This window comes from Tenacibaculum agarivorans (assembly GCF_001936575.1).
GTDB lineage: Bacteria > Bacteroidota > Bacteroidia > Flavobacteriales > Flavobacteriaceae > Polaribacter > Polaribacter agarivorans.
This window is the reverse complement of sequence record NZ_MSMP01000013.1, coordinates 47,450-59,349: the sequence shown is the minus strand read 5'-3', so window position 1 is coordinate 59,349 and position 11,900 is coordinate 47,450. Positions and strand designations below refer to the sequence as shown.

Below are 11,900 nucleotides of genomic sequence, written 5' to 3'. Positions count from 1 at the left end.
TCTCATACAATTCATCCAAACTTTTCCAATTTTCAGCATTCTGGAGAATTCTAGACTATTGAAAAATCTACCAAGTTTACTTTTACCATAAATATTTTAATATATCTACTTATGAAAAAAGTTACCCTATTATGTTTTCTACTCGTATTTATGAGTTGTTCCCTATCAGACAAAGATTCGGGAATAGCATATTACCATCATGAACAAAGTGATATCAATAGAATTTTAAATTATAGTAAAAATCACACACTGGCTTTTAAAAATCAAAATGATGAAATATTAAACTTCCCTATTGATAAAATTTCAGATGAATACAAAACTAGGTATGCAACAGGTTTTGGTTTCTTTTCTCCAGCTGCTTCATATCATTATTTTTATGATAATAAAGACATTAACTTCTATTCTACGGATACGGATCCGTATCAATTTAATCTGAAATACAATTTTTACAGGTGGCCTGATGATTATGAAACAGCTAAAGAGAATATCTACACAAAACAAACTTCTTCTTTCTACGCCTATTTAGATTTCTCCTTATTCAATGGTGATAGTTATGGAAGGGTAAAAATCGATTACAACAAACCTAAATCAACATTAACTATTGGCAATAAAACTTATACTAATGTTTTCATTTTTAAAGCTAAAAAAACTACTAATACTAGAAATGTTACAACACTGTATTATGATGAATTTGAAGGTGTCATAGGATTTGATGACCTGAAGAATCTTGAATGGAGACTAATATCTAATTATAATTAATTATGAACACACCTATTTTACTTATCTTTTTCAGATTACTATTAGCGCCTATCATATTAAGTTTAGCGTATTTTTTTGGAGAAAGTACTAAATCAATAATTATAATACTCATGTATTTAGGTCTACTTTCAGACATCTTAGATGGTATTATAGCACGAAAACAGAACATATCGTCAGAAAAATTAAGACGCATGGATAGTCAAACAGATATGATATTTTGGTTTTCTCTTGGTATTTCTACATGGATTTTAAATCCTACATTAATATCAAATCATTACATAGCTATTTGGAGCATATTAATCATGGAACTGTCTTGTTACATCATAAGCATCCTTAAGTTCAAAAAAGAAACCTGTACGCATGCTTTTCTATCAAAACTTTGGGGAATTACCTTATTAATAGCTTTTACTTCATTAATAGGCTATAATCATGCAGGTTTACCTTTTACTTTAGCAATTGTAATGGGACTTGTTTCACATATAGATGTTATTCTTATCATACTCATTTTACCCAAATGGACTCATGACGTTCCTAGCGCATATCACGCATACCTGATACGAAAAGGGATCCACTTTAAACGAAACGAATATTTAAATGGATAAAATCTATTAGTATAAAAAATTAGGCTACTTTTAAGGCATTGTATACTCAGTGTTTTTATTATTAATCTTGAATACTAAAAAACTTCATGTGCTTTTTCTCTGTGGTTGGTATCCTTCTAAAGTATTACCTACTAATGGAGATTTTATTCAGCGTCATGCCGAAGCTGTAAATCAATTACATAAAGTAACAGTTATTCATATTATTAGTGATAAAAACTGTACTTCAAAGACACTATTTTCTTTACAAGAAATTAATGGAGTTGATACACATATTGCTTACATAAAACCCTCGACAAATCCTTTAACAAAAGGACTCCGATTTTATAAAGCATTTAAACATCTTTTAAAAAATACGCCTAGTTTTGATATCGTTCATTTACATCAGCTCTTTCCTTTTGGAGTTTTTGCTTTGTACTTAAAATGGTTTCAAAAGAAAAAGTTCATCATCTCAGAACATTGGACAGGGTATTTTCAACCTCAAGTACAAAAGCTTTCAAAACTACAAGTTTGGTTTTCTAAATTAATCTGTAAAAAAGCTGATCGAATTTGCCCTGTATCAATAGAGTTACAAAACTCAATGCAAAAAATAGGTTTTAATGGACAATATACCATAGTACCTAATGTAGTCGACACACAACTGTTTAAACCTGTAACTATTAAATCTAAGCAATTTACAATTCTCCATATTTCTAATATGGTAGATGAACATAAAAATGTTTCTGGTATTATTAATGTTATAGCACAACTTTTAGAGCATACTACTGATTTTACATTGGTTCTTATTGGAGATCATTCAAAAAAATATAAAACGCTAGCAGATGAATTGGGTGTATCAAAGTATATTAATTTTATTGATCATATACCTCATGAAGATATTGTATCTCACATTCAAAAATCTGATGTGTATATTTCTTTTAGTAATTATGAAACTTGGGGAATTGTTATGATAGAAGCTTTAGCTTGTGGTGTTCCCGTGATTTCTACAGATACTGGGATTATTAATGAATTACAACTAACAGATTTCTGTGAGATTATTCCTAAAAAAGATGAGAAGGCACTTCTTACTAAGCTCTTAACAATTCAAAAATCTAATTTTGATTCGATTGAAATGCACAACTTTGTTAAACATAATTTTTCTAAAGAGGTAATTGCAGAAAAATTCTCCGAGATATATGATAAAACAATAATTTTGAGCAAAACAAAATCTTGAGTCGAATCAAAAAATTCATACAAAGTTTTTTAAGCAGATCTGGAAGTTATGTATTTGCTGCTTCTATACTTTCTAAAGTTTTATCTTTTGTAACTTCTTGGATTGCATTACAATTCATCGAAAATAAAATTTTAGGAGAAGTTTTATTTTCTTGGAACATTGTAGTCTTTTTATTGCCTTTTATTGGTTTTGGATTGCATCAAAGCTTAATTAGATATGGAGCATTAGCCTTAGAAAGCGATAAAAAGATTATACTTCGTTATGTATTAAAACACGGTACCATTTGCTCTTTTATATTGACTATAGTAGTAATGGGATTTGCTATTTTTTATCCTTTCAAATTTGAAAAAACACATCTCTATCTTTTTGTTTTTTCCCAAAGTTTTGTACCTTTCTTTTGGTTTGAAACTATTAAAATTCAATTACGATTAGAACACAACAATAAGATGTTCTCTTGGGTAGATATTATTTATAACGTTCTTCTCTGCATATTGGTTCTGATACTAAGTTATTTGTATCAACAAAATGGTTATGTAATCGCTATTGTACTTTCCCCTATACTAGTTACCTTATTTTTTAATAAACATCTTAAAACAGGTCAAAAATCAATTAAAAAACTATCTGTTTTTAATTTGGAGTTTTGGAAATATGGTTTTTTTGGAGGATTAACTGGTGTAACTACTACATTACTCTTCGTTATAGATTTACTTTTGATTGGAAATATACTCGATAATCCAGAATACATAACAGCTTATAAATATGTATCAATTATCCCTTTGAGTTTATTATTTCTTCCAAGGGTATTTATGACTACTGATTTTGTGAGTTATACTGAAAAAATTAGAGATCGAAATTATATTATAAACTATATAAAGAGTTATATCACTACGTTTCTAATCATTAGTTTACTGGTTATACTTTTTCTATTTACTTTTTCTCATGAATTATTGAGTTTATTCGACCCTAGTTTTGTTGAATATTCAAATGCATTTCAAATTTTAGCTGTTGGTATTTCTGGAATCCTGATTCTAAGAGGTGTTTTTGGTAATTTATTGTGTTCTATTGGAAAAATTAAGATCAACTATTATATCACACTAGTCGCATTAGTAATTAACTTTATCACCAATTATCAGCTAATTCCTTCTTATGGTATTACTGGCGCTGCTATTACTTCTGCCTCTATGATGTGGTTTACTGGAATAGCAACTTGTATTTGTTTTTTTATATACTATAAAAATGAAAAAAATATTTAGACTTCTTAAAGCTATACAGCTTCTTACAAGAAAACCTAATTTACTCAATTTAATTATTGATAGTCAATATCGTTGGGATACTTATATTCAGAAAAAATATACTCCAATAAAACAACTTCCTACAATTCAATTTACTGATATTGTTTCCGAAGATAAAATTAGCTTAAATACATGGAGTTTTTTAGGAGGAGGATCCATGCCTACAGATATTTTACTATTGAAACAATTGGCTTCTAAAATTCCTGCTTGTTCCTATTTTGAAATTGGTACATGGAGAGGAGAAAGTGTAGTTAATGTATCTGAAATAGCAAAAGAGTGCTACACTTTAAATCTTTCTGAAGAAGAAATTAAAGCTTTAGGGTTATCAAATACATATGCAGAATTACATGGTTATTTCTCTAAAAAGAAAAACAATATCACACATCTTTATGGAAATTCGATATCATTTAATTTCAAAAAAATAGATAAAAAATTTGATTTAATTTTTATTGATGGAAATCATACCTATGAGTATGTAAAAAAAGATACTCAAAATGTTTTTAAGCACCTTACACATGAAAATTCAATTATAGTGTGGCATGATTATGCTTATGACCCTGAACATATCAGAAGTGAAGTTTTTGCAGGTATTTTAGATGGAGTTCCTAAGAGTTTTCATCAGAATTTACATCATGTTTCTAACACAAAATGTGCAATTTTTTATCCAAAAAAAATAAATTCAACTCTTGAAAAATTTCCAAGTACACCCATTAAAAATTTTGAGTTTCAGGTTACAATTACTTCTTTAAAAAACGAATCAATTTAGGCAGTGTATTGTAATGCAACTGAATATATTCAGAATCTACAGCTCCAAAGCTTTTGAAAAACTGTGCAATACTCCTTATTATAGAACCACCAAAATTGAATTGTTTATAGTTTTTTATGTATTTAAAAATGGCTCTATCAATTAAGAATGTATTAGCCCCATTTTTACGGTTTTTAAAGTTTGTAGAAGATACTAAGATCATTACTTCCTCATTATGCTTCAAGAAAAAACCAGAAGCCACAGGCTTATTTTCTTTGTCATAAATAGATAATACCTCACCTTTGTTTCTTGTAATGCATTTATACATTAGTTTTTCTAATATTATATAATCTTTTTCTTTAATCTTCTTTGTTCTTCTACCTACGTTTCCTTTAAACAAATTAATTAATGTTTCAGGATCATCCCCCCACCTTTCTAACAAATCATTCTTAATACTTTTCCTAATATCTTTCTTTCTATCCTTTCTGTAATTTGCTAAAACAACCTCATAGTTACCACTTAACTGTAATGATTGCATTTTCATATACTTAAAATAGGTATGAAACATACTAAATCCATTTTTAAAATGCATTCTGAGGTTTACATATTTAAATTCAGAAAATAATTCAATTAAGAATTCATTCTCATCTTCAATTTCTTTAGAATAAATTCCAAGTTGTAATACCCAAAAGGGTTGATACGTATATTTGATGAATAGCTTCTTTCTCCAAGGGATAGGCATTACTGCCTCATAATCATTTAACACAAAAACACTCCATTTATCAGCAGCTGTATCCAAATACCAAGAATATCCAAAAATATTTGATTGAATTGCTTGTGAAATACAATCGTTGTATTTTTCAGTGTCTAAATTTGCTCTTGAAACAAGTTGTATCATTTATTTAGTAACAATCTTAAGCATAGATTCATAAACTCTTTCCCATCCTTTCCAACGTGAATATCCACTTAAACTTTCATTATGAAATAATGTAATAAAAGTACCATTCACTTTTTTCACTTCATTATATAAATCGTTTATTTTCCCTAAAGATTGTTTTGGTGTTAATTTCATGTAATCATTTAGCGTAGTATCCATTAAAGCAAAAGGGAAGATTTTTAGTGGAGTTTGAATTTCAAAATCTAAATCATAAAAATAAAAAGGTGTACATGTGCTAGCTCTAAACCCTACATGACTTGCATATCCCATAGAATGGTCTTCATGAATTTCTAAATCAATTAGTTTTTGAAGTGTTTCGGGCAACGAAAACCTAAGATAATGTTGTCTAGATCTAAAAATAGGCATATTAGTAATACCTTCTAAACGTTCTTTTTCACTCTTTAATTTCTCCACATCCTGCATGGTATAATAAGAAGGATGTAGCCCTACCCGAGCGTAATCTACCATATCTTTTATGAGTAATCTGAACTTCGTTTTAAATGCTGAAACATTAGTATCAAAAGAAGTATAATCACTAATTAAGAAGAAGAAAATAGTTTTTATATCATATTTATTTTTAAGCTTAACAATATTTTCAAAAGTATCAAAAGGATCTTTTTTAAGATTAAAACGAACAGCTATTCTATCAAAAACCTTCATGAAATGAAGATTATATATATCTTTAAATAATCCTCCAAATGCTCTGATAACACTTTTATGTTTATATGCATATGCATTATCGACATCAATTGTAGAAATAAATCTATAATCCTGACTTCCATGCTCTAAATCAGGAAACTTTTCTTTTAAACTATCTAATAATTTATAAGCCCATATATCAACCACTGGTTTTTCTAAAAAACCATTTTGAAATGCTAAACTTTGATTTGCTGGAAAACGTTCATGTACATCTTTTATATGCGGTAGATATTCTTCATATCGAGTAATCAGAAAAAAACTAGCTGAAAAAATATCGAATGGAATTGTAGATTTTACTCCTTGGTAGAAAAAGCAAGGTATACCATCCCAATTAGAAACTTCTATATCAATATCACTAATACCTTGTTCAAACAATAAATTAGTGCTTTTCACAAAAAACTCTTTCCCTAATGGAATTGTAGTGTAAGACATTTTAGGCCCATTATGCGCCACAAATTTTTCCACTTTAGATGTGAAATCTACTTCCACAGAAAGTATACGAGTAAATATATGCTTAAAAGTATAACGTACTCTAGGAGTTATTTTATGTGTATAAACTAATATCATTTAAAAGTGTCAGTTCATTAATCTTTTTTAATCTGAAATGATTATAAAATTCCTTCATCTGCAAAGCTAAAATAATTTTTCTCAGTAATAATAACATGATCAAGAACTCTTATATCCAAAGCATGTCCTGCATTTTTTATTTTCTCCGTTAACATTTTATCAGCTCCACTAGGAGATAATTTTCCTGAAGGATGATTGTGTGTTAATATTACTCCTACCGCAGATAGCTCTAATGCTCTTTTATAAATCAACCGTACATCTACTAATGTACTATTTAAACCTCCTTTACTGATTTGTTGTTTTGCTAAAACTGCATTTGAATTATTCAAATATACTACCCAAAATTCTTCATGAGATAAGTCTCCTAAAATGTACTGCATTAATTCAAAAACATGTTTAGATGAAGATATTTTTTGTATACTTTTTTTATGTTCATGTTGCCTACGCTTTCCTAATTCCAAGGCAGTGGTTATGGTAATCGCTTTGGCTTCTCCAATCCCCTTAAAATTCATCAACTCTTGTACTGATAATTTAGAAAGCTTATTTAGATCGTTATCTACAGATAATAAAATACGTTTTGAAAGTTCAACAGCGCTTTCTTGTCTATTTCCAGAACCTATTAAAATTGCTATTAATTCAGCATCTGATAATGCATTAATTCCTTTTAGGAGTAGCTTTTCTCTTGGTCTGTCATCAACAGCCCAAGATTTAATACTTAACTTTTTCATTACTTTTTTTGACAAATATATTAAACTGTTTGCAGTTTATTGAAAAATTATTAGTTGCAATGGTAGGAGTTTATTAATTTCCAATGTTTTATTTACCTATAGCATAGTAAACTATCTTAAAAAAGACAATCAATAAATCCCATGAGAAAGATCTGTTTAATAATTCTATTACTCTTTTTTGGAATTTCCTCAATTTTATCCGCTCAAGTACGAGTTAATAACACTGCTGACCCTGAAGCTTCATTTGATCCAGCACAGTTAATAACAGATGTATTGGTCACTGGTAATTGTACTACTGTATCTAATGTTACTTCATCTGTAAGAGATGCTACCGATTTAGGCCAAAGAAGTTATGGTTTTTTCAAAAAACAAACTGGCAGTAACTTTCCTTTTGATGAAGGTATTGTCCTTACATCAGGAACAGTAGGAAATATTGGAATATCTGGGGCAGATCTGGATAGTCCATCTACTGGTAGAACGGATACTGATTTGAGTACTGCTATAGGTGAATCTCCTACTAATATTATAGATGCAAGTGCTATCGAATTTGATTTTGTCCCAAAAGGAAATAGAATTAGTTTTAGATATCTGATGGCTTCTAACGAATATCATGTTAATTTCCCTTGTAATTTTGCTGATGGTTTTGCCTTTCTATTGAGAAAAACAACTGAAACTGATTATACAAACATTGCTCTACTACCTGGCACTACTACTCCTGTAAGTATTACTAATGTGCATAATACAATAACAGGGGTTGATGGTTGCCCTGCTCAAAATGCTATTTTTTTTCATGGAAGCGATTTTGGAGAAACTGGATTTAGAGGTAGAACAGTTGTATTAACGGCAGAAGCTACTGTTGAACCTAATGTAGCTTATCATATAAAACTAGTGGTAGCTGACTTTAGTGATGAAAGATTGGATACGGCTATCTTTTTAGAAAAAGGGAGTTTTAATTTAGGTTTAGATTTAGGTGAAGATCAAATTTTAGCGGATGGTAATTCTGTTTGCGATAACGAAAAGTTATTGACTTCGAATGTAGATGCGACTACTTATAAATGGTTTAAAGATGGAAGTGAAATTTTAGGAGAAACTAACAAATCTTATTTGGCTAATTTAGGTAACGGAACCTATACATGTGAAGTGGATTTAGGAGGGGGATGTACAGATAAGGACTCAATTGTTCTTGAGTTTTCGGAACCACCTTTAAATAATACAAGTATACCAGATATTTCATCTTGCAATACAAATATTATAGATTTAACTTCTAGATTTAATGATGTTTTAAATGGTCAAAATCCCACGATATTTGAAGTAGCTTTTTATTCAGATGCTGGATACACAACACTCATTTCCAATCCTAACAATTACACTTTACCAAGCGATAATGAAACTATTTATGTGAGAAAAACGAATAAAATTGCTACACATTGTTTTGTTGATTCTTCTTTTAAAGTTATGGTTACTACCACTCCTACTGCTTCTCAGCCTGCTGATTATGAAGTTTGCGATGATAATGTTAGTGGAACTGATACTGATGATTTTTTTAATAACTTTATATTGTCAACTAAAGACAATGTGATTTTAGGTAGTTTATCTCCTACTCAGTACAGTGTTACTTATCATACGACTATGAGCGGTGCTCAAACTAACGCCACTACAGATCTAATTGATAAAACCATTCCTTATAGAAATACAAACCCTAAAGAACAAACTATTTATGTACGAGTAGAAAATATAGCCAACACCAATTGTTTTATAGCCTCAGATCCTACTACAAGTTTTAAACCTTTCAAACTTGTAGTACACCCATTACCTATTATTGTTAACAATCCTGCTCAAATAAAACAATGTGACACCAATTTTGACTTAACTTCTACTGTAAACTTAACTCAAGCCCAAATTAGTATTTCTAATAATCATACTAATGAGACTTTTAAATACTATCGCTCAGAAACTGATGCAAATAATGATACTTCTGAAATTACAGACCCTGTAAACGTCACAGCTACTAATGGTGATTCTTTCTGGGTTAGAACTATATCTAACAAAGGTTGTTACCGAGTTTCTAAACTAGATGTAATCATCTCTTTTTTCTCTGATATCGCATACAATAAAGAATTTACAGCTTGTGATGATTTTTTAGACCCCGATGGAAACGATACAAAAAATAACGATGATACTGACGGCATTTCTAATTTTGACCTTTCAAACGCTATTGATGAAATAAAAGCTCCTTTTACTCCTGCAGTTAGAAATAACCTAGATATTTTATTCTTTGAATCTGAAACTGATAGAGATGCTGTAACGAATCAAATTAAAAATCCATCTAGTTATAGAAATACGAAGCTGCCAGCCATCACCCCTCAAACTATTTTTATAAAAATTATCAATAAGATAAATAACGATTGTACTGGTCTTGGAAAACTCTTTATCAAAGTAAATCCATTACCTAAATTTACTGTTACCTCTCCTCAAATTTTATGTTTAAATGCACCATCTCCTATTAGCGCTGAAATGCCTAGTGAAGATTACAACTATGAATGGACAAGAAATGGTAATCCAACTGTTATTGGGAATACTCAAGAACTAGATATTCTTCAAGGTGGCACGTATCAAGTTAAAGCTATAGATAAAATAACTAATTGCGAAAAGACAAAAACCATTATTGTTGATGAATCAATTATAGCCAGTATTACTTTAGATGATATTACAATTAATGACGATACTACTAACAATACTATAACTATTAACGAAAGTTCTAGTTTTAATATTAAAAATTATGAGTTCGCTCTTGAAGACCAAAAGGGTAAAATGATTAGAGACTTTCAAAAAGAACCTTTTTTTGAAAACCTATCAGGAGGCATTTACACAATTTTAATTCGTGAAATAAATGGTTGTGGAACTTCTAGAGTTAAAGTATCTGTGCTTGAATTCCCTAATTTCTTTACTCCAAATAACGATGGAGAAAATGATACTTGGATTGTTAAAGGTGGTACTTTAGATTTCTATCCTAAAAGTAATATTACTATTTTTGACAGATTTGGAAAAATAATTACTTCATTTAAAGTTAATGATGAAGGTTGGGACGGGTTATATAAAGGTAAAATGCTAACTCCTAGTGATTATTGGTTCAGCGTTGAATTGACTGATACTAGAGGAAACGTAGTAAACCGCAGAGGACATTTCTCTCTTTTAAGGGAATAATATGAAATATGTTGATTATATAAATATACATCAGATGTTTAATTTGCTAAAAAAAGAAACAATTTTTTTATACCTTTTTTGTTGCATTGCTTATGCACAAGAAACACTACCTATTTATCAAGACTATTTATCTGATAATGTCTATTTATTACATCCTGCAGCAGCTGGTGTAGGAAACTGTGGAAAAATAAGACTGACAGCTAGAACACAGTGGTTGGGTACTGATAATGCTCCTGAATTACAAACATTAAGTTTTCATTCTAGATTCAATGAGTATTCTAACGCTGCTTATGGAATCATATTATTTAATGATAAAAATGGGTTTCATTCTCAAAAAGCAATTCAAGGAACTTATGCTTATCATATTAAGCTAAGTAATGGGTCTACATTTAAGCAATTGTCTTTTGGACTTTCTTTATCTATTGTACTTAATGATGTTGACCAAAGAACTTTTTCAGGAGATCCCCAAGTACAACAAATTATTGAAAGTGACCTCTATACGAATGCTGATTTTAGTGTCGGATATCATCATAAAGGTTTATCTAGTTATCTAACTGTAAAAAATATATTTTTATCTGCACAGAATAACCTAAGGCCCGAATTTGAAACATTAGATTTGAGAAATTATATTATAGGTGCCGGATACTTTTTTGGTAATAAAGAAAAACTTCAGTTTGAACCTTCGTTTATGTTTCAACTCAAAGAAAGAACCTTCGAAAAAGTTTTAGATCTGAACATGAAAGTATATAAGAACTTTAAAAAATCGCAGATTTGGTTAGCAGCTTCGTATAGATCTTCTTTTGGAGGAAGTGCATTTGGTGATGCTCAATACATCTCTCCAATAGCAGGAATAAACTTTAATAGATTTATGTTCTCTTATACCTACACAAAACAGTCTGGTGAGATTTTATTCTCTGATACTGGTTTTCATCAAATTACATTAGGCTTAGATCTTTTATGTAAACGAAGTGGATTAGAAGCTTGCCCTAATATTTCAGGAAGACTGTTTTAAATCACAGCAAACATCGTTTCAAAATAAATCTAGTTACCTATAATAAAAGGTAATAAGTAACACATAAATATTATAAATAAAAGTTCTAACTTTTATAATCTACTGAAAACAAATATATTTGTTTTATAACGACATATAAATTTTT

10 protein-coding genes are annotated in these 11,900 nt (G+C 29.6%); 7 read left to right on the top strand and 3 right to left on the bottom strand.

What is annotated here, in order from left to right:
* Positions 1–111: 111 nt before the first annotated feature.
* The 5 genes from BVC87_RS11685 to BVC87_RS11665 all read left to right on the top strand — a co-directional run bounded on the left by BVC87_RS11685 (position 112) and on the right by BVC87_RS11665 (position 4,629).
* The gene (locus BVC87_RS11685; RefSeq protein WP_143569768.1) at positions 112–759 is read left to right on the top strand and encodes a hypothetical protein; all 648 of its coding nucleotides are present in this window, start codon (positions 112–114) and stop codon (positions 757–759) included.
* Positions 760–761: 2 nt separating this feature from the next.
* The gene (locus BVC87_RS11680) at positions 762–1,361 is read left to right on the top strand and encodes a CDP-alcohol phosphatidyltransferase family protein (protein WP_075342567.1); all 600 of its coding nucleotides are present in this window, start codon (positions 762–764) and stop codon (positions 1,359–1,361) included.
* A 67-nt stretch (positions 1,362–1,428) separates the two neighbouring features.
* Positions 1,429–2,571 carry a glycosyltransferase family 4 protein gene (locus BVC87_RS11675; RefSeq protein ID WP_075342566.1) on the top strand — a complete coding sequence of 381 codons (1,143 nt, stop codon included), beginning with the start codon at positions 1,429–1,431 and terminating at the stop codon, positions 2,569–2,571.
* Positions 2,568–3,824 carry an MATE family efflux transporter gene (locus BVC87_RS11670; RefSeq protein ID WP_075342565.1) on the top strand — a complete coding sequence of 419 codons (1,257 nt, stop codon included), beginning with the start codon at positions 2,568–2,570 and terminating at the stop codon, positions 3,822–3,824. The genes BVC87_RS11675 and BVC87_RS11670 overlap by 4 nt, the downstream gene beginning before the upstream one ends.
* A complete protein-coding gene (locus tag BVC87_RS11665; RefSeq protein WP_075342564.1) occupies positions 3,808–4,629 on the top strand; it encodes a class I SAM-dependent methyltransferase in 822 nt (273 codons plus the stop codon). Before BVC87_RS11670 ends, BVC87_RS11665 begins: the two co-directional genes overlap by 17 nt.
* Here the strand turns inward: BVC87_RS11665 and BVC87_RS11660 are convergent.
* The 3 genes from BVC87_RS11660 to radC are packed head-to-tail and all read right to left on the bottom strand — an operon-like array spanning position 4,601 to position 7,539.
* Positions 4,601–5,506 (bottom strand): hypothetical protein, encoded by a 906-nt coding sequence (locus tag BVC87_RS11660; RefSeq protein ID WP_075342563.1) that lies wholly within the window; start codon positions 5,504–5,506, stop codon positions 4,601–4,603. The genes BVC87_RS11665 and BVC87_RS11660 overlap by 29 nt on opposite strands.
* Entirely contained in the window at positions 5,507–6,811 is a 1,305-nt protein-coding gene (locus BVC87_RS11655; RefSeq protein ID WP_075342562.1) for a polysaccharide deacetylase family protein, read from the bottom strand. It lies immediately after the preceding gene.
* Positions 6,812–6,852: 41 nt separating this feature from the next.
* On the bottom strand, positions 6,853–7,539 hold the full coding sequence (gene radC, locus BVC87_RS11650) for a RadC family protein (RefSeq protein ID WP_075342561.1): 687 nt from the start codon (positions 7,537–7,539) through the stop codon (positions 6,853–6,855).
* A gap of 141 nt (positions 7,540–7,680) precedes the next feature.
* Here radC and BVC87_RS11645 point away from each other — a divergent pair, with 141 nt between their 5' ends.
* Complete coding sequence (locus BVC87_RS11645) at positions 7,681–10,743, top strand: choice-of-anchor L domain-containing protein (protein WP_075342560.1); 3,063 nt, start codon at positions 7,681–7,683, stop codon at positions 10,741–10,743.
* Positions 10,744–10,777: 34 nt separating this feature from the next.
* Positions 10,778–11,755: a PorP/SprF family type IX secretion system membrane protein gene (locus tag BVC87_RS11640; RefSeq protein ID WP_075342647.1), complete on the top strand. Its 978-nt coding sequence runs from the start codon at positions 10,778–10,780 to the stop codon at positions 11,753–11,755.
* Positions 11,756–11,900 lie beyond the last annotated feature (145 nt).

Bases quoted from the DNA above. Each gene is read 5' to 3' on its own strand.
- BVC87_RS11685 (WP_143569768.1), top strand. From the start codon at position 112: ATGAAAAAAGTTACCCTATTATGTTTTCTACTCGTATTTATGAGTTGT.
- BVC87_RS11680 (WP_075342567.1), top strand. From the start codon at position 762: ATGAACACACCTATTTTACTTATCTTTTTCAGATTACTATTAGCGCCT.
- BVC87_RS11665 (WP_075342564.1), top strand. From the start codon at position 3,808: ATGAAAAAAATATTTAGACTTCTTAAAGCTATACAGCTTCTTACAAGA.
- BVC87_RS11660 (WP_075342563.1), bottom strand. From the start codon at position 5,506: ATGATACAACTTGTTTCAAGAGCAAATTTAGACACTGAAAAATACAAC.
- BVC87_RS11655 (WP_075342562.1), bottom strand. From the start codon at position 6,811: ATGATATTAGTTTATACACATAAAATAACTCCTAGAGTACGTTATACT.
- radC (WP_075342561.1), bottom strand. From the start codon at position 7,539: ATGAAAAAGTTAAGTATTAAATCTTGGGCTGTTGATGACAGACCAAGA.
- BVC87_RS11645 (WP_075342560.1), top strand. From the start codon at position 7,681: ATGAGAAAGATCTGTTTAATAATTCTATTACTCTTTTTTGGAATTTCC.
- BVC87_RS11640 (WP_075342647.1), top strand. From the start codon at position 10,778: ATGTTTAATTTGCTAAAAAAAGAAACAATTTTTTTATACCTTTTTTGT.